Origin of the sequence: Flavihumibacter sp., assembly GCF_036676075.1 — a bacterium.
In the GTDB taxonomy this organism is placed as follows: domain Bacteria; phylum Bacteroidota; class Bacteroidia; order Chitinophagales; family Chitinophagaceae; genus Flavihumibacter.
On record NZ_JAKFDQ010000010.1, the window covers coordinates 380070 to 402650 of the forward strand.

At 43.0% G+C, this 22581-nt stretch carries 21 protein-coding genes; 9 read left to right on the top strand and 12 right to left on the bottom strand.

Annotated elements, in window-relative coordinates; translation table 11 throughout:
• Positions 1-5: 5 nt before the first annotated feature.
• From V6M43_RS13250 to V6M43_RS13270, 5 genes are all read right to left on the bottom strand, one after another.
• Positions 6-3230, bottom strand: a complete 3225-nt coding sequence (locus V6M43_RS13250; protein WP_332735991.1) for a VCBS repeat-containing protein — start codon at positions 3228-3230, stop codon at positions 6-8.
• A gap of 178 nt (positions 3231-3408) precedes the next feature.
• A complete protein-coding gene (locus tag V6M43_RS13255) occupies positions 3409-5286 on the bottom strand; it encodes a RagB/SusD family nutrient uptake outer membrane protein (RefSeq protein WP_332735993.1) in 1878 nt (625 codons plus the stop codon).
• A gap of 11 nt (positions 5287-5297) precedes the next feature.
• Positions 5298-8549 (bottom strand): SusC/RagA family TonB-linked outer membrane protein, encoded by a 3252-nt coding sequence (locus V6M43_RS13260; RefSeq protein WP_332735995.1) that lies wholly within the window; start codon positions 8547-8549, stop codon positions 5298-5300.
• A gap of 491 nt (positions 8550-9040) precedes the next feature.
• On the bottom strand, positions 9041-10837 hold the full coding sequence (locus V6M43_RS13265; RefSeq protein WP_332735997.1) for an acyl-CoA dehydrogenase family protein: 1797 nt from the start codon (positions 10835-10837) through the stop codon (positions 9041-9043).
• A 36-nt stretch (positions 10838-10873) separates the two neighbouring features.
• Positions 10874-11314, bottom strand: coding sequence for a MarR family winged helix-turn-helix transcriptional regulator (locus V6M43_RS13270; protein WP_039130578.1), 441 nt, complete (start codon positions 11312-11314; stop codon positions 10874-10876).
• 108 nt (positions 11315-11422) lie between these two features.
• Between V6M43_RS13270 and V6M43_RS13275 the strand changes: the two genes are divergently transcribed.
• From V6M43_RS13275 to V6M43_RS13285, 3 genes are read left to right on the top strand one after another with little or no spacing between them, the layout of a single operon-like run.
• Positions 11423-12253 carry an alpha/beta fold hydrolase gene (locus V6M43_RS13275; RefSeq protein WP_332736000.1) on the top strand — a complete coding sequence of 277 codons (831 nt, stop codon included), beginning with the start codon at positions 11423-11425 and terminating at the stop codon, positions 12251-12253.
• On the top strand, positions 12250-13398 hold the full coding sequence (locus V6M43_RS13280) for a glycosyltransferase (RefSeq protein WP_332736002.1): 1149 nt from the start codon (positions 12250-12252) through the stop codon (positions 13396-13398). Before V6M43_RS13275 ends, V6M43_RS13280 begins: the two co-directional genes overlap by 4 nt.
• 17 nt (positions 13399-13415) lie before the next feature.
• Entirely contained in the window at positions 13416-14495 is a 1080-nt protein-coding gene (locus V6M43_RS13285) for an ABC transporter permease (protein WP_332736004.1), read from the top strand.
• Positions 14496-14508: 13 nt separating this feature from the next.
• On the opposite strand, the gene V6M43_RS13290 is transcribed toward V6M43_RS13285, so the two are convergent.
• Together V6M43_RS13290 and V6M43_RS13295 are read right to left on the bottom strand one after the other, a co-directional pair.
• On the bottom strand, positions 14509-14928 hold the full coding sequence (locus V6M43_RS13290) for a hypothetical protein (RefSeq protein ID WP_332736006.1): 420 nt from the start codon (positions 14926-14928) through the stop codon (positions 14509-14511).
• A 100-nt stretch (positions 14929-15028) separates the two neighbouring features.
• Entirely contained in the window at positions 15029-15508 is a 480-nt protein-coding gene (locus tag V6M43_RS13295; protein WP_039130567.1) for an Lrp/AsnC ligand binding domain-containing protein, read from the bottom strand.
• Between the two features lie 766 nt (positions 15509-16274).
• On the opposite strand from V6M43_RS13295, the gene V6M43_RS13300 reads away from it, so the two are divergent.
• The 6 genes from V6M43_RS13300 to V6M43_RS13325 all read left to right on the top strand — a co-directional run bounded on the left by V6M43_RS13300 (position 16275) and on the right by V6M43_RS13325 (position 19556).
• Complete coding sequence (locus tag V6M43_RS13300) at positions 16275-16925, top strand: porin family protein (protein ID WP_332736008.1); 651 nt, start codon at positions 16275-16277, stop codon at positions 16923-16925.
• Between the two features lie 17 nt (positions 16926-16942).
• On the top strand, positions 16943-17641 hold the full coding sequence (locus V6M43_RS13305; RefSeq protein WP_332736010.1) for an OmpA family protein: 699 nt from the start codon (positions 16943-16945) through the stop codon (positions 17639-17641).
• A gap of 43 nt (positions 17642-17684) precedes the next feature.
• On the top strand, positions 17685-18023 hold the full coding sequence (locus V6M43_RS13310) for a hypothetical protein (RefSeq protein ID WP_332736012.1): 339 nt from the start codon (positions 17685-17687) through the stop codon (positions 18021-18023).
• A gap of 274 nt (positions 18024-18297) precedes the next feature.
• The gene (gene trmB / locus V6M43_RS13315; protein WP_332736014.1) at positions 18298-19008 is read left to right on the top strand and encodes a tRNA (guanosine(46)-N7)-methyltransferase TrmB; all 711 of its coding nucleotides are present in this window, start codon (positions 18298-18300) and stop codon (positions 19006-19008) included.
• Positions 18989-19201, top strand: a complete 213-nt coding sequence (locus tag V6M43_RS13320) for a DUF5522 domain-containing protein (protein ID WP_332736016.1) — start codon at positions 18989-18991, stop codon at positions 19199-19201. The genes trmB and V6M43_RS13320 overlap by 20 nt, the downstream gene beginning before the upstream one ends.
• Entirely contained in the window at positions 19176-19556 is a 381-nt protein-coding gene (locus tag V6M43_RS13325) for an MGMT family protein (protein WP_332736019.1), read from the top strand. Before V6M43_RS13320 ends, V6M43_RS13325 begins: the two co-directional genes overlap by 26 nt.
• A 7-nt stretch (positions 19557-19563) precedes the next feature.
• Here the strand turns inward: V6M43_RS13325 and V6M43_RS13330 are convergent, their stop codons facing one another.
• The 5 genes from V6M43_RS13330 to V6M43_RS13350 form a co-directional block, all read right to left on the bottom strand.
• A complete protein-coding gene (locus V6M43_RS13330; protein WP_332736021.1) occupies positions 19564-20031 on the bottom strand; it encodes a hypothetical protein in 468 nt (155 codons plus the stop codon).
• Positions 20032-20069: 38 nt separating this feature from the next.
• Complete coding sequence (locus V6M43_RS13335; protein WP_332736023.1) at positions 20070-20618, bottom strand: DUF420 domain-containing protein; 549 nt, start codon at positions 20616-20618, stop codon at positions 20070-20072.
• 10 nt (positions 20619-20628) lie between these two features.
• Positions 20629-21348 (bottom strand): SCO family protein, encoded by a 720-nt coding sequence (locus V6M43_RS13340; protein WP_332736025.1) that lies wholly within the window; start codon positions 21346-21348, stop codon positions 20629-20631.
• 82 nt (positions 21349-21430) lie between these two features.
• Entirely contained in the window at positions 21431-21886 is a 456-nt protein-coding gene (locus V6M43_RS13345; protein ID WP_332736027.1) for a cytochrome C oxidase subunit IV family protein, read from the bottom strand.
• Between the two features lie 21 nt (positions 21887-21907).
• Positions 21908-22579, bottom strand: a complete 672-nt coding sequence (locus tag V6M43_RS13350; protein ID WP_332736029.1) for a cytochrome c oxidase subunit 3 — start codon at positions 22577-22579, stop codon at positions 21908-21910.
• Positions 22580-22581: the final 2 nt, after the last annotated feature.

The window sequence follows — 22581 nt, forward strand, 5'->3', positions numbered from 1 at the left end:
TTTCATTATTTAATCAATTTATACGCAGCAACCCCTTTTCCGTTAATTCCAAAATAAAATGTATTTGCTACCTGAACGCAGCTTCTAACATCTCCTTTGATTTTAAACCCTGATTCATGCTGCTTTACATAATTAAATTTTCCTTTGCCGTCTCCCTTTAATAGTAGTCCATAATTAGCATCAAATTTACCAAGTCTGATTTTTGTTCGGCTGTTGTTTCCGCATAGAAGAAGATCCGTTAATCCATCTTTATTAAAATCTAACTGGTTAATTGTATAGACTGGGGAATATTGCACTTCCTGTGGCAATTCTATCATTTGGAGTTTTCCTGCAGCGGTACTTAGGAAAAGACTTGTCATCATATGATTTGCTGTATGCTTGCCTGCCTGTTTCAAAGATTCCTTATCAAATAGTTCCTCCAGGGTTATATCCGCAAAGCTTTTATAACTGGCAAACCTTTTACGCATAGCTGGCAATTGACCTATCAACTCATCACGTGTAAGATATGGATAGCGTTTATGTTGAATATAATAACTGAAAACTGGATCCACAGAACCATTTTGATCGAAGTCACGATAAAACATTTCCAAGGGCTCTTTTTCGGAGGCATTGAATTGGGTATTTAATCCCATATTTCCAAGCACCAGATCTGGCCGTCCATCACCATTCAGATCTCCAACATTAATTCTGTTCCAGAAACCCTCAAATGTTTTGTCAAAGAATTGTTCAGACCTCTTGATGAGTTTACTGCCTTCAAATTTGAAAACAGTTATAGGCATCCATTCACCCACCAATAACAATTCCCCTTTTTTATCATTATCAAGATCAACCCAGGATGCATCGGTCACCATACCAATTGCAGATAATTCGGGACTTATCTTTTTGGTTTCATCTGTAAAAATTCCTTTTCCATTGTTGATCAATATATAGCTTGAAGGTTTTTCGGGATATCTACCCGGAACAACCCTCCCCCCAACAAAAATATCTGGTGACCCATCCTCATTGATATCATGAATCCGCACACAGGATTTACTGCCTGATACCATGGGTAAACCATTAGTCCTGCTATAATTATTGTTACCATCATTCAGGTATAATCTATCCTGCAGTAATGAATCTGAAGGCAATAAAGAATGATACCCTCCGCTTGCAATATAAATATCCAACTGTCCATCCCCATTAGCATCAAATACTGCAATATCACTATCCACAAAACCCTTGTCATTTTCAAATGCGGGGATGCGTTTCTGGCTGAATGACCCATCAGAAGCTTGCATCCAAAGGGAAGCGGCGACACCTGCTTCCCCACCAACAAGAACATCTTCTGTTCCATCACCATTAAGATCATGTGTAACCATGCAGGGACCGGCATAAGAAAACTGGCTTATTAATAAGGGCTGACGGTTAAAATCATTAATATGGTTATTGAAACTTTGGTAACGAATATCAGATTGGGATTCTGTAAACCATCTCACGCTATTCCCAACAGGTTTATTCAATTCTGTAGCATCCTTCTCCTCGAATACTATACGCTGTCCGGTTTTTACATCATAGAGTTTCTGGCTCTTCCCACTATTCCAGATTATAATCACTGAATCTGCTTTCATTGCCTCACCGAGCCCGAAATGAAGTGTAGTGCTAACACTTGAAAGATATCCCCTGGCGGGGTATTGCTCAACAACCTGGCTTTGGCCCTTGTGAAATACAACCAGTTTCGCTCCTATACCTTGCAGATTAGGAGTAAGACCTTTCAGGGTGAATTGCAGGTATTGATTTTTCCCCCCAGAACGGGAATCATTTTTATAAATGAATGCAGGCTCGTTGATATTATTGACGATCAGGTCCAGGTCCCCGTCATTGTCGAGATCAGCATACACTGCTCCATTGCTATTTGATGCTTTGCTGTTGATCCACTCATTGCTTTTATTTTCAAATGAAAATCCCTCCCTGTTCCTAAAAATATAATTAGCCACATTAGATGAAGGCATCTGCTGAATGATCTGCATTACATCTTCGCGTTGTAAGCGGCCCTTCTGCTGCACATATTCATTCATATAATTAATGAAATCAAGATTAGTATAATCTCTTAAATAACCATTCGTTACAAAGAGATCTTTCCAACCATCATTGTCATAATCTGCAAGTAGTGCTGCCCAACTCCAATCGGTATTGGAAATACCTACTGCCTGTGCAATTTCACTGAAGCTGCCATTACCATTGTTCAAATGCAGCATATTACGCATATACTGGTAATAAAAACCGCTTCGAAGGTTCAGGTTGAATTTTTCATAATTATCCGGTGAAAGCAAAAGCTTCTGTCGATGATTATCTTCTGGCAACATATCTAATGTATAGATATCAGGCAGCTGATCATTGTTTATATCCGCAATGTCATTGCCCATGGAAAACTGGCTTGTATGACCCAGGCTGCTTTCCAGTTTGTTGGTAAATGTTCCGTTTTTGTTATTGATATATAGATAATCCGGAACGGAATAGTCATTAGAAACATAAAAGTCGGGCCAGCCATCACCATCGAGATCAGCGATTCCTAAGCCCAGCCCATAACTAAGCTCCGAGCCATTAATACCTGATATTATTGTGACGTCAGTAAACAACCCATTATCCTGTCTGAAAAGGCGTAATCCTTTTTCCGGGTTATCCTGTTTTAAGAGCTGCACTGTTCCGGCTTCATTTAATAGTGGGAGATTTTTGGGATTATGGTTCATAAGCAACATATCAAGATCTCCGTCTTTATCGTAATCGAAAAAATAAGATTGGTTGCTGAAGCCGGTGCTGGCTAATCCAAATGCTTCGGCTCGTTCTTCAAAAACGGGTATTCCCCTGGAGTCATTTCCTGCATTTATAAAAAGTTGATTGGCTCTTTTCTGGGGCGGTAATGCTCCCGAGTAACAAAGGTAGATATCTAGCCGGCCATCTGCATTGATATCAACTGCATTTACCCCGGTTTTCCATGGACCCGGTCTGCCGCCCGCTCGAGAAACAAGGGTAACATCCTGAAACTTCAGATTACCCTTGTTCAGAAACATTTTATTCTCTGACATATTGGAGGTGAAATAAACATCTTCAAGTCCATCATTATTGAAATCTCCTACCGCCACTCCCCCACCATTATAAAAATATTCATACATCAGAATATTTGTATTCAAGGCCTCCGTGAGTGTATTCTGAAAATCGACCCCGGTTTCTTCGGGAGACATCAAAACAAACATGCTATTTCCTTTTTCCGCAGATTTTAAATCCGCATCGTTTTTACAGCCAATTAAAAAAATAAGGCTGATAAATAAGACACCGTAATATGAATAGAAAGATTTCATTGGGAGATAATGCTATAAAAAAATCTATCCCCAATATAGGGATAGATTTTTCTCAGATACCTATTTAGCTTGCTTAAAATCCTGGATTCTGAACTAGTTTGTCATTCCTGTTAATTTCATCTCTGCTGATTGGCCTGTAATACATTCTATCATCCCATTTCCTGGTTTCATTTTCTGTATTATCAACCGGGGTATAGGTATAATTATATACGGTGTTATCATGCCTGTAGGGAACAAGCGCAGATTTGCCTGGCTTAAGTGTTGCAACTATATTAATTGCCTTAATTCCTCTTCCCACGGTTTGTGCCGGAATCATCCAACGGCGGGCATCATGGTAGCGATGTTCCTCATAAACCAGTTCAATTCGGCGTTCATTTCTGTAGCGGTCAACCAATGCAGTACCTGCATCTTCTATTGCAGGCATTCCTGCTCGGAACCTTATTTTATTGATCCAGTCACGGGCCTCACCCTCTTCACCAAGGGCAATACAGGCTTCGGCATAGTTAAGCGCCATTTCAGTATAACGAATGAAAGGCCATGGCACTACCTGTGCACTTGATTGGTTGTCTGCCAAAGCTGGGTTAGGATCGATAAACTTGCGTGTATAATAATGGGTACGACTACCATTCCAGTTTTCAATAACTGATTCACGGGTGTCAATACCATTGAGGGTTCCGCCATTTCCATCAGGATAATAACCCGTCTGGATCTTATTAACCGGATCTAATGCAGCAACGTCTGCCGGCCGGGGTTTCCACTCAGCACCATCATAAAGAATGGAGGCATAGAATCGTGGATCCCTGTCTTCATAAGGGGCAGCCTTATGTTCCGGATTACTCCAGTTAAATTTTGATCCATCCATCATTTCATAATCGTCAACCAATTGCTGGATAGGTGTATTGCCTGCCCAGTTATGATAACCATTCGGTCCGTTATTAATTCCATAGTGAATACCACCCAATGGCCAGTTATCTTCTTGTGTATACAAAGCAGTGTGCGTACGTTGGAATATAAGCTCAGTTGCAGCAGCTGCATCTCCAATAGCACTTTGACCACCCATAGCAATAGAGATATAATTCATTTTACCTTCTTCGGCCGACACTGGTGCTGTAAGGTCCATCTTGTATCCCTGACCTTCATCCAATACAGCTTTTGCTGCAGCTTTAGCAGCCTGCCACCTGGCTTGCCTGTCGCCACTTTCGTAAGCAACCAGGTTAATCTGGGGATATGCAGCCATAGTAGCTGATTTTGCCTTGGCTGTAGTGGCATCATGAAGATCACTGGCAGCATATAGCAGAACGCGTGCTTTTAATGCCATAGCCGACAGTTTTGAGGCTCGGCCATCCGACATGTCTTTTCCCGTTAATAGTAATGTTGCACTATCGAGATCAGAAACAATAGAAGAAACGGTCTCCTCAAAAGTATTCCTCGCAATTGTATAATCTTCATTAAGTCCATAAGGTTGCTTGATAAGTGGAACACCACCATAATACCGCAATAACTGATGGTAATAATATCCCCTGAGGAAATAGGCTTCGCCCAACAACTGGTCACGTAAATCATCATCTGCGAAAGTGGATGTTGGCAACCTGTTGATGGCAACATTTGCCTCACGAATGGCGAAATACATATTGTCCCATCCATAGGTGCTACTTATCCAACCAATATTGGAAGGTGTTTCAGAGCCCTCGGTAAAGGTATTTATGTTCCTGCCGGCATGGGTAAACATTGCTTCATCCGTATAAGCAGCAAGCGCCTGCTCTTCAAAACCACCATATCCCAGGAAGGAATATACCCCGAATATAAAGGCCTCAGCAAGAGGGCCATCAGCCCATGTTGCTTCGCTGGAAATTTTATCCAGTGGCTGTGTATTCAAAAAATTCTTCTTACACGAGGCCATGAATACCAGCGAAAATGCGATCAGTCCAATTAATAATTTTATATTTTTCATACGCTGATAATTTAGAAAGTTAATGACAAACCGGCATTGATAACCCTTGCCTGTGGATAATAAACGCCACTTTCAACAGTTGCTTCCGGGTCAAATACTTTCATTTTGTCGATAGTGAATACATTTAGACCGTTAACATATAATCTCAGATTACTCATCTTGATTCTTTCAAGAATTTGTGGCTGGAAATTGTATCCAAGCTCAATATTCTTGAGGCGGAGGTAATTCTTATTGAAGAGATAATAAGTGTTGAAACCAAAGTTACCGCCAGTGAAATATGTATCACCGCGACTGGCAAGTCGTGGATGAACACTGCTTGGATTATCAACTGACCATCTGTTCTCATAAAAATATTCAAGATAGTTACCGATATCTCCTGATTCAGTCTGAATACGAATAGCTGCACCACTTGCACCCTGGAAGAGTATGCTTAAGTCAAATCCCTTATAACGGAGGTCGAATGTAGCACCATAGTTAAAAGTTGGAGTTGCATTCTTATCGAGACGCACGCGGTCATCAGCATCAATTTTACCATCGCCATTGGTATCTTCAAACTTCATATCACCAGGTATGAGTTGACCTGTAACACCGCTATAGTCGATCGTATTTTTATTGATCTCTTCCATATCACGGAATACACCGTCTGATTTGTATGCGAGATAAGCTCCAATTGGCTTTCCTTCCATTCTCTGGTAATCAGGGGCACCTGGAATTTCATCCATGAATACCACCTTGTTTTTAGCATACCCACCATTTATGCCTGCACGAATAGTGAGGTCCTTTCCAACCCTTGTATTATAACCTAATGCAAATTCAAAACCCTTGTTATCAACTTGTCCGGCATTTACAGGTGGAAGGAGTGCATTGATACCAGAAGAAGAAGGAGTTGATCCTGTTTTCTGAATCAGGATTTGGTCGCGGCGGTTAAAGAAATACTCCAGTGTTAAGTCAAACTTGTTATTCAGGAAGGTTGCATCCAAACCAACGTTGTAGTTATTTGCTCTTTCCCAGGTAAAGTTAGGATTGGCCAATACAGTTTCCTGTAAGGTGGTAACAACAGCATTGTTGATAGGATAAGCACCGAAGCTATAAGTAGACAGATATGCATATTCCTGCAACTGATTGTTGTAGAATACCTGGTCATTACCCATCTGACCATAAGAAGCTCTCAACTTCAGGTAATCAATGGCATTTACATTCCAGAAATCTTCATTAGATACGTTCCATCCCAATAAAAGTCCAGGGAAGAATCCAAAACGCTTGTTCTCTGGGAAAATGTAGGAACCATCATATCTCCAGATGAATTCAGCAAGATATTTTTCTTTGTAGTTGTACTGTGCGCGTCCATAATAACCCAGACGAGCTCTTTCATATGCGCTTCCCCCCGTATTCTGTTGCAATGATCCGCCAGCAAAAAGCTGGTCAACAGCAGGTGATATATAATTTCTTCTGAAGGCAAGAAATCCTTCACCTTCAAAGGTTTCTTTGGTAACACCAGCCATCACCCCGATATTATGGTCACCAATTTTACGGTCATAGTTCAGGATAGCAGAAAGGTTGGTATTTAATACGGTACCATAGCTCTGCGTCAACCTCGGATCAGTGAAATTTGATCTGATAGCACCAACCAGTAAGGGATCACCATTATCATCATAGGAGATCTTATCCCAGTAATATAGCATCCATGGGGTTTGCCACCTTTTCTCTGTTTGGCTATTCTTATCAATAGCACCCATAAGAGTCAATTTCAGTCCCTTGATCCAAGGGTTCGTGATATCAACTAAACCGTTGGCCTGAATATAATCCTTGGGATTTTTTACATACCCTGTAGCATTTGTAGTAATTACATAAGGGTTCTGCCCATTTTCAATATCGGGACCTGGTTTGCCATTCGGCCAAACTTCAGGTTCAGTAGGACGGCCCCTCATCAACATCCTGAAAATGGATCCTGCGCTCTCCGTTGGAAAGTTCCGGTCCTCACGACGTACAAGGATTCCTAAAGTGGTGCTTATATAATCATTCACCTTGGCAGTAACATTGGTCCTGAAATTATACTGCTTATAATTTGTTGCTGAATTTTTGTAATAGGCATCCTGGCTAACATATCCCATGGAAGCGAAATAGCGGATATTTTCATTTCCACCGGTCAACTGAAGATTATGCCTTGACTGGGGTGACCATTTCTTAAAGGCATCACCAAACCAGTCAGTATTAGGATAACCCCAGGGATCTGAACCATCTGCATACTTTTGAACCGCATCCGGACTATAGTTTGCGTTAAGTGTACTTACATCAGGTGTAGGAGAATCGTAGGTTCCTGTTGTTCTGATAGATTCCCATGCAGCTTCCCATTCATTTGCAGGTATGGTCTTATAAATTGGAAGTTCATTCATGATATTTGCATACTGGAAAGCACTTGCCATTTTAGGTATCCGGGCAGGCTGACTCCAACCCTGATTAAAATCGTAGGTGATCTTTGGCTTTCCGCTACTGCCTTTCTTTGTTGTGATAAGGATCGCCCCATTTGCGGCCCTTGCACCATAAATGGCAGCCGATGCATCCTTAAGGATAGAAATAGATTCGATATCCCTTGGATTCAAACGACCAAGTCCTCCGTCTCTGTCGGGGATACCATCAATAACGATAAGGGGACTATTATTTCCCAGTGTATTTGTACCTCTGATTGATACAGTAGCACCATCATATCCTGGTTCACCACTTTGTTGGATAACCACCAGGCCCGGCGCACGTCCGGCTAGTGAGTTGGAAAGGTCAACAGCTGGTGATTTCACCAGGTTTTCACCCTTTATAGCACTCACTGCTCCTGTAACGGTTACTTTTCTTTGGGTTCCATAACCAACAACCACAACATCCGATAACTGGGATGATTCGGGAGTAAGCGTGATGGCAACAGTGTTAGAACTGTTAAGCGTATACTCTGTTGATTTGAATCCAACATAACTGATTACAAGTACAGACTGGCCATCGGGAACAGTCAACTTGAAATTTCCATTATCATCAGTGGTAGTTCCAATGGTAGTTCCTTTTACCATTACACTCACATTGGCCACTGGCGCTCCCTTTTCATCAACTATTCTGCCGCTGATCTCTCGATCGGCATAATAGGGAGTCTCCATCGGAATGTCTGGAGTAGCGTAATTAAATAAAGGTGTGGCAATAGCCATACCGCAGAGTGCGATCATCATGTGAACGCTTCCTCTCTTTTTAGCAAACAGGGGATGAAACAAAGAACTTTTGTTCATGAATGATAGTTGACTTGGTTAATAAATACTTCAGGTCAGGCCGGAACCTGCCCGGTAACAACTACGGTCTTCTTAAGATGATATGTAACTAGGGGAAATAACGGGAGGGCTTTTAAAGACATCACTCCTTATGTGGCGGAGCCAATTAAGCAATCGTTTCATAATAGCAGTTTTTTGGTCTTAAATTTCCAGTTTCCGCGCTTGACTTCGGAACCTGGTTAAAGCTAATGGAAATAGATTGGGGTTACCACCCCGATTTTATCTCCAATTAACTCGAAATTAACATTATCTGTATTAGGTAATTTGCTAAAATAAAGCTGTTTCTTAAACATCATCTTTTGTAAATACCCGTTCCCTAAATGTTAATGCTATCCCAATAATAACATATTTTTTTTAATAGTCAACTTTACACTTAAAAATATTTTTGGGATATAGACATAAAAAATCCCGGTGGGTCGCACCGGGATCTGTCAGAAATGTAACTAAACCAACTACATGGGATATTTATTATCTCCCAATATTTTTGCTGCTATCCGGCGACGTGCTTCCTTGCTGTTAAAAGAAGAAACTTTGGTAAACCGCTTCAGTCCAAGCAGCATCATTCTTTGTTCATCACCATCGGCAAATGCATTGATCGCATCTTTACCATGTTTATTGATACGGTCGGCGGCATCATAGAGATAGGTACGCATGATATCCAATTCAAGTTGGCAGGCTGCTTCCCCTCTTTGCTCTACAAGTTTCATGACCCTTAGGAGTGCACTCTCTGCATTGAAAGTTTCAATGGCCATATCGGCAACCTGCATCAACACTTCCTGCTCGTCCTCAATTTTCATCATCAGTTTCTGTACGGCAGCACCCGCTGTCATGAGTATTGCTTTCTTGAAATTATTGACAGCTTTTCTTTCCGCTTCAAAAGGCGCTTCATCAGTTGACCCGAAATCAGGAATGCTCATCAGTTCCTTCATCACATTCATAGCTGGACCCATCAGATCAAGCTTTCCCTTCATGGCCCGCTTCAATACCATATCAACAGTAAGTAATCTGTTGATCTCATTGGTGCCTTCATAGATCCTATTGATACGGCTGTCGCGATAGGCTTTGGAGATCACATATTCATCACTGTAGCCATTCCCTCCATGAATCTGCACGCCTTCATCCACAATGAAATCCAACATCTCACTTCCATATACTTTCAGCATGGCACACTCAATGGCATATTCTTCAGCAGCCCCCAGTAGGGCTTCATTGAAAGGCTTGCCACTATCCAGCAATTCATGTTCTTTATTATCGATCCATTTGCTGGTGCGGTATAATGCACTTTCGGCTACCCATATACGAACCGCCATTTCAGCGATCTTATGTTTGATAGCCCCGAAATTTGCAATCGGCTGTTTGAATTGTTCGCGGGTATTGGCATATTCAATAGAAACATTGAATGCTCTTTTGGCTCCACCTAATGCTGCCGCACAAAGTTTTAATCTTCCAATGTTCAGGATGTTGAAGGCGATGATATGTCCTTTGCCTATTTCACCCAATACATTCTCCACCGGTACTTTACAATCCTGGAAATAGAGCTGTACGGTTGAGGAGCCTTTGATACCCATCTTATGCTCTTCCGGCCCCTGGGTGAATCCTTCCATGCCGCGCTCAACAATAAAGCCTGTGAACTTATCTCCATCCACTTTTGCAAATACAGTATAGATATCTGCAAAGCCGCCATTGGTGATCCAGCATTTCTGTCCATTGAGCAGGTAATGCTTTCCATCCTCACTGAGTCTTGCGGTTGTTTTGGCACTCAGGGCATCTGACCCACTGTTAGGTTCTGTAAGTCCATAGGAGCCCTTCCACTCACCGGAAGCAAGTTTTGGAATGTATTTCGCCTTCTGCTCGGGGGTTCCAAAATATAGTATGGGTAAGGTTCCGATCCCCGTATGGGCTGCAATTGCCACAGAGAAAGAAAATCCGCCACCCAAGCCTTCATTCACCAAAGTTGAGGTGATGAAATCCTTGCCGAGTCCGCCAAACTCTTCCGGAATGGAAGTGCCCAGCAAACCCTGTTCCCCTGCTTTGTCAACAAGCGAAGGCATTAGCCCCGGCTCCAGTTTATCGATTCTGTCAAGAATGGGCATCACTTCCGATTCAAGGAAACTAACGCACATCTCTTTCACCATCTGCTGCTCTTCGTTGTAATCCTCCGGAATGAAGGTCTCAAACGCTGCGCTTTCTTTGATCAGCCATTCTCCTCCTTTAAGGATGGTGGCTTGTTGTTGGGCGGCACTGCTCATTTTTGTTTTTTTATGTGGTTTGGTATATTGGGAGATCTATTTCAGATTATCATACACGATCTGTAAAACCTGCTTACAAATTTCAACCTGGTCCGCGGGCACCCCCTCCAGCGCATCATTAAGTGTTTCCTCTGCCAGTTCCATTGATTCTATCTCCAGCTTCCTCGCCTCAGCAGTCAGGAAGATCATGTTCATACGCCTGTCTTCTTTGGATGAAACCCTCTTTACAAGCTTCAGTTTCTCCAGGTTGTCGACCAACCGGGTGATACTTGGCTTATCCCGGAATGTTGCATTGCATAGCTCCTGCTGACTAATGCCATCCTGTTTCCATAAATGATACAAAACACTCCATTGCTCAATAGTAAGGTTCAGGTCGGCTGAATTGAATTTCTTCTGCAAACGCCTCGCTATGGCAGTGGATGCTTTACCCGTGATAAAACTGTATAACTCCCCCTTTTTGAATTGGTTGTTTGGCATATAGTTAGTTAAACAACTATTCAAATGTAATAGATTAAATTCATATCTGCAAGTTCTTTTTGTTGCTTTTGATCACTGGGTTTCTCCGTCAAAATGGAGCTATATTGTATGGCAGATTTGCATCTCATGTACCTCAATCACCAGAATAATACCATTCATTATATCCGTTTCGGCAGCGGCCCCAACCTGCTTTTCTGCCTGCATGGCTATGGCGAAACCGGCGAGGAATTCAGCGCCCTTGCAGAACAACTGGCTAAGACCTATACTGTAATATGCCCCGACCTACCCCTGCATGGTAAAACGGTATGGCGGCAGGCCGAATTCCTGCCTCCCGACCTGCAACTGATCCTGCTTTCCATTGCAGAAAAGGTGATGCCCGGTACTTCCCAATGGGCCCTGGCAGGTTATAGTATGGGGGGAAGACTTGCGTTAACACTGGCCCAGCATTATACAAGCAGTATTACGAAACTGATATTACTGGCACCTGATGGACTCAAGCTCAATTTCTGGTACTGGCTCACCACCCAAACCCAGGTAGGTAACCGGCTTTTCCGCCAAACGATGAATAACCCCAACTGGCTTTTCCGCGCAATGAAATGGGCCCGTAAGGCTGGGCTACTGAACCAGAGCATCTTTAAATTCAGCCATCGCTACCTCGATGACCCCGAACAAAGAAACCAACTATATGAACGTTGGACGCTGTTCCGCAACTTCCGCCCCGATACAACCCTGCTAAGCCATCTGTTGAAATCATCAAAACTGCCTCTATTGTTTTTCTTCGGCAATTATGACCGCATCATTACAACCCGCCAGGGCGAGCGGTTCCTCCGAAAGAGCGGCGCAGAAACCAGGCTCTACATTATAGAAGCAGGGCATCGTTTGCTAAAGCCAGCTTTTGCTGCTACCATTGCAGAAAGAATATATCAGCAACCGGCATGATGATTTTCGTATATATCACTGCGTTAGTACTCCTGGCTGCGTATGCCCTGCTGCTTCAATACTATTTCAGAAGCTGGAAAGATATGCCGGCAGAACCAGCCCAGCCAGCACTAACCAGCTCCCCACATACAAGGGTTTCGATAATTGTTCCGGCCCGAAATGAAGAAAGAGATATTGCCTCCTGTATTCAGTCGATATTGCAGCAACGCTATCCATCCTCATTGATGGAATGCATCATTGTTGATGATCATTCAGAGGACAATACCGCCCGCATAGTAAAACAGTTCGACTCGCCTATTCTGCACCTGATCTCATTGCATGACCAGGGGATTTCACCATCCACTAATTCATACAAGAAAAAAGCACTGGAAGCAGGAATTGCAGCTGCCGGGGGAGAACTGATCATAACCACCGACGCAGATTGTACCATGGAGCAGGACTGGTTAAATCATATGGTTGCACATTATGAGAAAACCGGTGATCAGTTTATTGCCGCTCCGGTAAAGATCAAACACAGAGGGGGATGGCTTTCCATTTTCCAGGTACTCGATTTCACGAGTCTGCAGGGTATTACGGCAGCATCGGTTCACAGGGGTTTTCACAGTATGTGCAACGGCGCCAACCTGGCATACACAAAAAATGCATTTTATACTGTTGAGGGTTTCCGTGATATTGATCGAAAGGCTTCCGGTGATGATATGCTGCTTATGCACAAAATAGCCAGGAAGTTCCCCGGGAAGGTTGGATACCTGAAAAATAAGGCAGTTGTTGTTACTACAAATCCACAACCAACCCTTCGTGCGTTCTTCCAGCAACGCATCAGGTGGGCCAGTAAAGCACAGGATTACAAGGATAAAAATGTTTTTCGTGTATTGCTGCTCGTTTACACCATGAACCTGCTACTCCTTACCATTTTGATAGCTGGATTTTTTTCAATCGACCAGGCAATAATTGCGGTTGGATTTTTATTACTTAAGACGTTGGTGGAATGGCGGTTCATGTATTCAGTTTCCAGTTTTTACCAACAACAAAATCTGATGGTCTGGTTTCCGCTCTTCCAGCCAATCCATATTTTATATACGGTTATAGCAGGCAGCTTCGGCCAGTTCGGACAATACGAATGGAAAGGAAGGAGGGTCAGCTAATTCTTTATTTTTACCCAATGCAATCAAACAATGAAAATCATATTATCCGTAAACTGCTTAAGAACAAAGGAGCAGCATTCGGTATGGTTCTGATTGTTACTTCATTCTTCCTGGCCATTTTTGCTTATTGGCTGGCGCCTGATGGGAGTCCCGATGCCAATCGTATGATCGTTGAAATCGGTGGGCGTAAACCTGGTTTCCGGCAAACATTTTTCCTGCAGCCTAAGGAAACAGGCGAAAAACAAAACTGGCTCAGTAAAACAATTTACGGTGAGCCCGATAAACATATTTTTATACCCATCGACTCTTTTACACTAACTACAAATAGTATTATTCTCCATAAATTCATTGATGAGGGATTATCAGAGCCAATGGAGATCAGCCTTGATGATTTAAACACTCCGCTAGAAAAAAATATCATTACAAAGAAATTCTATCTCGGAACAGATAAATATGGACGTGATATAATGAGCAGGCTCCTGATTGGTGTTCGTGTAAGCCTGCTTGTGGGGGGCATTGCTATGTTGCTATCCCTTACTATTGGGCTTATATTAGGAGCGCTCGCCGGTTACTATGGAGGCAAGGTTGACAACTGGATCATGTGGTTCATCAACGTTATCTGGAGCATCCCCACGCTCTTGTTGGTTTTCGCAATTACACTATTGCTGGGAAAAGGATTCTGGCAGGTGTTCATCGCCGTTGGACTCACCATGTGGGTGAATGTGGCGCGGATTGTTCGAGGGCAAATGCTGGCCATCCGGAACCTCGAATACGTGGAGGCGGCGCGTGCACTTGGTTATAGTGATATGCGCATCATCATAAAACATATTCTGCCCAATATAATGGGTCCGGTACTGGTGGTTGCAGCGGCAAATTTTGCATCAGCAATAGTAATTGAAGCGGGACTCAGTTTTCTTGGAATGGGTGTGCAGCCCCCGCAGCCCAGCTGGGGTGGTATGATCAAAGAGAACTACAATTTCATCATAACAAATAACCCGATGCTGGCATTGGCACCGGGCTTTGCTATTATGTTGCTGGTATTAGCTTTTAACCTGTTGGGTAATGGTATCCGTGATGCACTGGATGTAAAAGCCTAGGTCATTAGAGGCATCAGCTCTTTCTGGAATACAAATAAAATCCTGATACGGTATTACTTGGTTTAGAAACCGAAGTAACAGTAACGGTTACCCGACAAGGCGTTGCAGCCGGGGTGTTCTTTATCTGGAAAGTTGTTGTCTTAGCACTGGTTGTTTTTGTTTCCGTAAAAAATGCAGTACCTGAACCATCCGGTCTTGCCGTTACTTCTATCCGGACTCCCTGGGGCGGCATCGCGGAATTAACAGTTACGGTTAAGGGAAAATCTGGTCCAACTCCCGGAGCTTCCAACTGGCCATTAATGGCCGGACTGGTTGTAATATTCAGGTTTTCCTCTGGCGTTGTGCCACCACCTCCGCCGCCCTTACTGCAGGATGGTAATCCTAATAGGGCCAGACTTGCAACAATCAGTAAAAAAGGAAATATTCTTTTCATGCGATAGCATTATCATTGTTCAATTTTAAAGATAACGGATATGTATTTTCTACACAATAATTGTTGAACCAGTCAACTGTATTCATAACCGTTTGCTCTCTTATATCTTAGTCTCACCCCTCACCTGAACATTCCGGTTCAGACTCTCATCAAGTGAAATAAATGTCTCGGTCCGCTCTATACCCTTGATCTTCTGCAGCTGGTCATGCAATACATTCCGGAGATGATTTATATCCTTGCAGATGATCTCCGCCAAAATACTGTAATTTCCGGTCGTATAATTCATGCGCACGATCTCCGGGATCTTTCCCAGCTCACGCGCAACTGTATCATACAAGGAGCTCTTTTCAAGATAAATACCAATAAAGGCAATTACATCATATCCAAGCAATTTCAGGTCAACACTGAGTCGGGAGCCTTTGACAACGCCCATCTCCTGCAATTTCTTAATGCGTACATGGATGGTACCACCAGAAACAAAGAGCTTTTTACCGAGATCTGCATAAGAGGTCTCCGCATTCTCCATCATCTCATGGATGATCTGGTAATCCAGTTTATCTAAATTTAATTTCACCGCCATTTTCGGTCACTGTTTTTGATGATTTCTACCACAATATAGTAATTTTTAGATAATTTCGATAGTTTTCAATTATTGATTGAATTATTTGCAAGGAATACCCATTTCTCTGTATGTTTGCATTATCGAAGTTCTTATAGACACTGTGGGATGATGAAATTTTTCGGCAGACATGCCCTCTGGTCTCGGGGGTGGGGACAATCGGATAAAGCTTGCTTCGGCAAAACTAACGACCCCGTGGAGGTTCGACTCCTCCTCCTACAGCAACCGTATATCTTTTTTGTTCTTAATACTGTGGGGTGATGAAATCTTTGGCAGACATGCCCTCTCGTCTCGGGGGTGGGGATTCCAGGATAAACTTAGCATAGAGCCGACTGGTATTGCTGTTCCGGGTAACCGGTACTGTAATAAAGCCGACCAGGGTTGACCACTAATCTTTGTGCTACGGCTAACTGCCTCGTGGAGGTTCGACTCCTCCCCCTACAGCAATTTTTCGCTTAAATCCCGCCCCCTATGGTGGGATTTTTTTGTTAATGGCCCAACGATTTTTTCTCATGTGTGTGTTTACAGCTGTTAGGTAGCCCCTCTTGTTAGGAGGGGCTTTTTTTGTCTTAATAATTCATTTTCAATTAAATAGCGGGTCAGGATAACCCCATATAACATTTATGCTTATATGGGAACGGGATAATATTGACTATTAGCCGGTGAGGAATTGAGGTTTGGATGGCATAGTTTTTTTCCCACCCGTGTATAACTAATTAATGACCACATGAAAATGAGTATGATGATCAGGCCGGCGATTCTAGGCATCACAGCGGCACTGACCCTTGGAACAACTGTAAAAGCACAGGACAATGTATCTCTCGGACCAACTGCCGGATTTGGCCATACCTGGCTGAGCAACAGCCCAAACAGTAAGTATCAGCCGGCTGGAAACGTTGGGTTAGCACTGGTTGTAAGTACGGAAACACGCTTCGGATTTGGAGCTGACGTTAAATGGAGTATAGAAGGGGGAAAATCTTCTACAGACAATTCAACTACCACTACCCGCCTCGATTATATCAGGGTTCCCATCAAGGCTATGTACTTTTTTGGAGAACTGGGTAACAGGGTAAGACCTAAAGTGACCCTCGGACCTTCACTTGGTTTCCTCGTTGGTGGAAAGCAGAAATATGAAGTTAGTGACGCCTTTCAAACAGAAGTGGATTCAAAAGATATCGCCAATTCCTTTGATATAGGTCTGAACGGATCTGTTGGATTGAACTACCGCCTGGTAAACAAAACCTGGCTAAACCTCGACCTCAATTATTACCATGGTTTCTCTGATGTAATGAAGGCCGATAACCTGGATATGAAAAACAGGAATCTCGGACTGAACGTTGGCGTAACCTTTGGAATTGGTAAAGTAAGGCCTGAATAATTAAAAAATCGAAACCCATGACAATCAATCAAAAATCTATAAGCAGGAACCTGGGAAGGTTCACGCTTGGTATAGCACTCATTGCTTCTGTAGCAACGGGTTGTAAATCAATGAATAAAACCCAGAAAGGCGCTGTAATAGGTGCTGCTGCCGGCGGTGCTGTTGGAGCTGGTGTTGGTAAGGCTGCAGGGAACACCGCAGTTGGTGCAATCATCGGTGCGGCAGTTGGTGGCGTTACCGGAGGGATTATCGGAAGGCAGATGGATAAGCAGGCTAAAGAAATTGAAACTATCCCAGGGGCTACTGTTGAAAGGGTTGGAGAAGGAATCAATGTAACATTCGACTCTGGTGTTCTTTTTGGTTACGATCAGTCCAATCTGACCACTGCAGCTGAAGAGAAAGTTGGAGAACTGGCCAATATTCTCAACAAGTATCCTGATACTTATATACTTATTGAAGGCCACACAGATTCTAAAGGAGGAGCTGGCTACAATATGGAGCTCGCAGAAAAAAGAGCCGCAGCTGTTTCTGCCTACCTGGAATCAAAAAAGATTGCAACCAACCGACTCAAGACAGCCTGGTATGGTGAAAATCAACCAAAATTCCCCAATGATTCAGAGGCTAACCGTGCCAAGAACCGCCGTGTTGAATTCGCCATCTATGCAACAGAAAAGATGGTTGAAGACGCTAAAAAGGAAGCAGGAACCGGACAATAGTCAAATCCTCATCTAATTAACTGATAATAAAAATTGTACGATCATGAAAAAGATTGAAATGGACAAGATAAGCAGCAAACTGGGCGTATTCAGATTTGCATCTATCAAAGAAAAGATCGATAAAAGTTTTATCCGGCCACTAAGAACCATGATCCGTACGATCCAAATGGGTCCTGATGGCACCCTGAGTGCATGGTGCGAGGATGAGGATTTCATTATACAGAATCAGCAAAGACCAATCAACATCCTGGCCCGCTTTGCCAATAAGGAAAGTGGCGATTTTATGGTGATCGAAGGTCATTCGCGCATTGCTGCATTAGCACCGGGGAAAGGTGCTTTGCTGCATATCATCCCCTCTAATACCAATATACTCGAAAGGTAATTTCCTGCCCATCTGAAAGATAAATGACGGCCGTCTCATTCATTTGAGACGGCCGTTTTATTAATCCTTGTATTAAAGTTGAATGGACTAATTGCCATCCTAGGGTTATCTTGGCGTTGTGCTGGGGTTATCCTAGGCTTTTGAAGGCTAAAAACCCTAGGATAACCCTAGGATAACCCTAGGATAACCCTAGGATAAGACGTTAAAAGTACCGGGTTTACACTCCTTTCAAACAACCCATTTTCAGTATTTGCTTCTGCATATCTTTGCGCGCATGGGTCAAAAAAAATTACTGCGGTTTGAGGCGATCAAGGGATTTCCCAATGTTTTACAGAACCCGGAAGGAATGGGTGGTAACTGGCATAAACATTTTGGCAATCATCATCCGATTACCCTCGAACTGGCCTGTGGGAAAGGAGAATATACCGTTGGTTTGGCGGCGATGTATCCGGAGCTGAATTTTATAGGCGTTGATGTGAAGGGAAACAGGCTCTATGTAGGTGCTAAAAACTCGATTGCTGCCAATATCAGCAACTCAGCTTTTCTGCGTACGCAGATTGACCGGATAGGCACTTACTTCAATAAAAACGAGGTAAACGAAATATGGATAACATTTCCAGATCCCCAATTAAGGCGGTCAAGGGCTAAAAAACGGCTGACACACCCGAAATTTCTACGATTGTACCAACAATTTCTGTCGCCCGGCGGTTTAGTTCATTTAAAGACCGACTCGCCCGTACTATACCGATTTACCTTAATGGTCATTGACCTTCATCGGCTGGAGATGGTTGAACATCATGATGATATACATTCATGGGAAGGCATCACTCCTGAATTGAAGATCAAAACACATTATGAGGGACTGGATATAGCGGGAAGTAATCGCATTCATTACATTTCATTCCGGCTACCGGAACAGCCGCTGCAGGATCTGGATGATGAGCTGCAGGAATTGGTTAAGAAACATGAAGAAGCAACTAGTTGAAGGAATAGATTTCTATTATAATGCTGAGGGATTTGTAGTACTCACAGAAAAGTATCATCTCGAGAAGGGATTTTGCTGTGGCAACGGTTGTTTGCATTGTCCATATAACTATGACAACGTGGAAGAGCCCCGCCGAAGTCAATTTATCCGCCAAAAAACAGAGAGACATGCCCAGGAAAAAGAAGGAGGTTAAGACTGTCTTACCCTCCGGAAAAGCGGAAAGCTCTTTTTTTGAACAGGTATATGATCTTGTAGAACAGATCCCCCGGGGTCGTGTTACCACATACGGGGCCATTGCCAGGGCTTTAGGATCAGGATTATCAGCCCGGATGGTCGGTTGGGCGCTCAACGGATCATTCACCAGTTCACGAAAGATCCCTGCCCAACGAGTAGTGAACAGAAACGGGCAACTCAGCGGAAAGGCACATTTCGCCACACCCACTCAAATGCAGGAACTCCTCGAGAAAGAGGGGATAATAGTAGAGAACGATACTGTTATGGATTTTAATAAAAGATTCTGGGACCCAACCAAACTGGCAGACGATTGATGCTCATCTAAATGCCAGCAACATCCTGCTCCGATAACCTTAACTGAAGCATCACCTTTTGTTTGAAGGGATTAAGTCCGCCGAAAATAGCTAGTATCATTATTGTCAGCCCAAGAAATGACCAGTTCCCTGTTATGACATATGATACCATACAGAAAACACTCGCTCCTAATAGCAGGTACCACTGAAGCATGGCTGCACTTTTGTAGGCTGCAAGTTTTGTCCTCACAGCATTATCATCAGAACGGATAGATTCAACCCGGCGGCGGAATAGCTGCATACCAACTATAACGGCTGCAAATGAATAGATAACCGTGATCACCTGAAGCAGCCGGTCCATCGAAACGGAGGCAAAGGGCTTCAGCAGGTTAAACTGAATGAGTGCAATTCCCAGAATACCCAGACCGATCTGGGCATAAAGAAGTATCCTGTACAGCTTTTGCAATTCGTAAAATGGAGAAGACCGAACTGTCATCCCGTGAATTTATGCTAAATTAAAATACAAAACTTCGGTCATGCATTAGCGTAGTAAGGGCTGATCATAAGATATACTATGACCCCTGTCAATGCAACATAGAACCATATAGGCCAGGTTATCCTTGCAAGTTTCCGATGTGCTGGCCATTCTGCTGTGAGCGCGCGATAAGCAGTGAATAGTATAAATGGCAATATGATAGCGGCGAGAATGATATGGGTGATAAGGATAAAATAATAAACCGGTCTTATGAAACCCTGCCCACCAAATTTTGTATCGCCGGCAAAAAGATGATGGCCGATATAAGATATCAGGAAAAGAGCCGACAATACCATTGCGGTGAGCATTATCTTTTTATGCAATGAATATTTTCTTTTTTTAACCGCCACTAACCCGGCTACCAGTAATAAGGTAACTACAGAGTTGATCACTGCATTAATTTTAGCGAACAGGTGCACGTCAAAGCCTAGATCTACCTTCAACTCTACCCTGCCCAGCATCACCACTGCTGCAAAAACTACTATGGAAACAATGCCTATCAATATCCTGGCTTGTTTATCATTTTTCTCTATTAGTGCCGGTAACATGGTATTTCAATTAATTGCCAAATAATTTACGTTTCTTCTTTTTATCTTTTTCGAGCATCAGCTTAACGATATCGCCGGCAAGATCCTGCATGGCCATACTGTCGAGGCCATTATAATATCCCCTTACCACGCGGTCTTTATCAAGCAAAACAAAGCGTTCGGTATGGATAAAATTTGAATCGACACCTTCTCCATCCAATGCTGATAATTTCACTTCATTCAGGGCGAAATCATAGATGGTTTTCTTATCGCCGGTAAGCATCCACCACACATCATGATTAACACCATATTTGTCGGCATACTTCTTAAGCTGTGGAACTGAATCGCGCTCAGGATCTACGCTAAATGAAAGGAATTGCACAAAGGTGGTATCAATTTTCCGGGTAACCTCTTTCAGTTGAAGTGTATTCTGGAGACGCAGCATATTACGGGTGAGGACTGGACAAATGGAAGGGCAGCGTGTAAAGAAAAAATTAGCTACGATCACTTTACCGTTTACATCGCTGAGAGAAACCGTATCACCCAACTGGTTAACAAGCGAGAGATCCGCCACTTTATGCCAAACGGTGTCGGTGATTTCCTTTCCTCCGTCTACACGTGTTAATACAGTATCAACATAATAACGACGTGGCATATCAATAGCACCCACACTGTAATAATCCACGATAAAGTAACAGATCACGGGAAGAACCAGCGCTATCAATATCCCCACTAATGCTTTCTTATTCAAGACCTTATTTTATTGATGATTGGATCCTATTAAAAAACCATCCGCAGGGCGGATGGTTCAATTCCATTAAGAACATTAGCCCTTATTCAACTGAGCCTTCCTTCTTGGCATCCTTAGTTTCACCACCGCCATGGGCTGGTTTCTCAGCCTTGGTCTTGCTTTGTTCATAGTGGTAAGGATCATATGTATTCTTAAGATTCTTATATGAGTTTCCATCATACAGGAAAGCTATGAGGAACCATACAAACAGCAATAGCGGAACCACTATCGTCATGATCATATTTCTCAACTCATGTTTGAGGTGCATGAAGTATGCAACAATGTAAAAAGCCTTTGCAAGCATCAGCACACATATAACTCCTTTGATGAGTAAGCGGAAGAATTCGCCATCTATATACATCAGCCAGAAACCCAGGGCAAGTTCAATCAGTGTGATAACTGAAAGAATCACGGTAACTCTGATCACCTCTTTGCGGCCTGCTTCCCGGTCAAATTCGTGGTGATGGGTTACTTCTTGAAGATCGTGAATATTATCCATGATATGATTGTCTTTATTGGGTTAAACAAGGTAAAATACAGTGAAAACAAATACCCATACCAGGTCTACAAAGTGCCAGTACAGTCCGGCTTTTTCTATCATCAGGTAATGACCCCTGCGCTCAAATACATCATTAAGCGTCATGATCAGCATGATGATATTTATGACAACCCCGCTAAATACGTGGAAACCATGAAAGCCTGTTATAGTAAAGAAGAAGTTAGTAAAGTTAGTTGATGCCTTGGTGCCATCAATATTCAGGAAGGGATTGCTACCCCACCATGCACCTTCATGGAACATATGGTTCCACTCCCATGCCTGGCAGCTAAGGAAGGCGATACCCCCGATAATTGTGAGTATAAGGTTTCTAACCACGGCTTTCTTATCCATCGCATGACCGGCCTGAACCGCAAGTACCATGGTAACCGAACTGATGATAAGGATAAATGTCATCAGGCTCACAAACATCAATGGGAGTCCGGAACCTAATCCAGGGAATGATTGGAAAACTTCATTGGGGTCGGGCCATGAATTGCTGGAAAAACGGATGGTGCCATAAGAGATCAGGAATGCACCAAAGGTGAAAGCATCACTCATAAGGAAATACCACATCATCAGTTTACCATACTCCACGTTGAAGGGACTTTTACCGCCACTCCACCATTTTTGTTCTGCAGGTACTGCTTGTGCCATGT

Excerpts from the sequence above, each read along its gene's own strand:
- V6M43_RS13250 (WP_332735991.1), bottom strand. The coding sequence starts at position 3,230 with ATGTTTGTTTTGATGTCTCCCGAAGAAACCGGGGTCGATTTTCAGAAT.
- V6M43_RS13255 (WP_332735993.1), bottom strand. The coding sequence starts at position 5,286 with ATGAAAAATATAAAATTATTAATTGGACTGATCGCATTTTCGCTGGTA.
- V6M43_RS13260 (WP_332735995.1), bottom strand. The coding sequence starts at position 8,549 with ATGAACAAAAGTTCTTTGTTTCATCCCCTGTTTGCTAAAAAGAGAGGA.
- V6M43_RS13265 (WP_332735997.1), bottom strand. The coding sequence starts at position 10,837 with ATGAGCAGTGCCGCCCAACAACAAGCCACCATCCTTAAAGGAGGAGAA.
- V6M43_RS13270 (WP_039130578.1), bottom strand. The coding sequence starts at position 11,314 with ATGCCAAACAACCAATTCAAAAAGGGGGAGTTATACAGTTTTATCACG.
- V6M43_RS13275 (WP_332736000.1), top strand. The coding sequence starts at position 11,423 with ATGGCAGATTTGCATCTCATGTACCTCAATCACCAGAATAATACCATT.
- V6M43_RS13280 (WP_332736002.1), top strand. The coding sequence starts at position 12,250 with ATGATGATTTTCGTATATATCACTGCGTTAGTACTCCTGGCTGCGTAT.
- V6M43_RS13285 (WP_332736004.1), top strand. The coding sequence starts at position 13,416 with ATGCAATCAAACAATGAAAATCATATTATCCGTAAACTGCTTAAGAAC.
- V6M43_RS13290 (WP_332736006.1), bottom strand. The coding sequence starts at position 14,928 with ATGAAAAGAATATTTCCTTTTTTACTGATTGTTGCAAGTCTGGCCCTA.
- V6M43_RS13295 (WP_039130567.1), bottom strand. The coding sequence starts at position 15,508 with ATGGCGGTGAAATTAAATTTAGATAAACTGGATTACCAGATCATCCAT.
- V6M43_RS13300 (WP_332736008.1), top strand. The coding sequence starts at position 16,275 with ATGAAAATGAGTATGATGATCAGGCCGGCGATTCTAGGCATCACAGCG.
- V6M43_RS13305 (WP_332736010.1), top strand. The coding sequence starts at position 16,943 with ATGACAATCAATCAAAAATCTATAAGCAGGAACCTGGGAAGGTTCACG.
- V6M43_RS13310 (WP_332736012.1), top strand. The coding sequence starts at position 17,685 with ATGAAAAAGATTGAAATGGACAAGATAAGCAGCAAACTGGGCGTATTC.
- trmB (WP_332736014.1), top strand. The coding sequence starts at position 18,298 with ATGGGTCAAAAAAAATTACTGCGGTTTGAGGCGATCAAGGGATTTCCC.
- V6M43_RS13320 (WP_332736016.1), top strand. The coding sequence starts at position 18,989 with ATGAAGAAGCAACTAGTTGAAGGAATAGATTTCTATTATAATGCTGAG.
- V6M43_RS13325 (WP_332736019.1), top strand. The coding sequence starts at position 19,176 with ATGCCCAGGAAAAAGAAGGAGGTTAAGACTGTCTTACCCTCCGGAAAA.
- V6M43_RS13330 (WP_332736021.1), bottom strand. The coding sequence starts at position 20,031 with ATGACAGTTCGGTCTTCTCCATTTTACGAATTGCAAAAGCTGTACAGG.
- V6M43_RS13335 (WP_332736023.1), bottom strand. The coding sequence starts at position 20,618 with ATGTTACCGGCACTAATAGAGAAAAATGATAAACAAGCCAGGATATTG.
- V6M43_RS13345 (WP_332736027.1), bottom strand. The coding sequence starts at position 21,886 with ATGGATAATATTCACGATCTTCAAGAAGTAACCCATCACCACGAATTT.
- V6M43_RS13350 (WP_332736029.1), bottom strand. The coding sequence starts at position 22,579 with ATGGCACAAGCAGTACCTGCAGAACAAAAATGGTGGAGTGGCGGTAAA.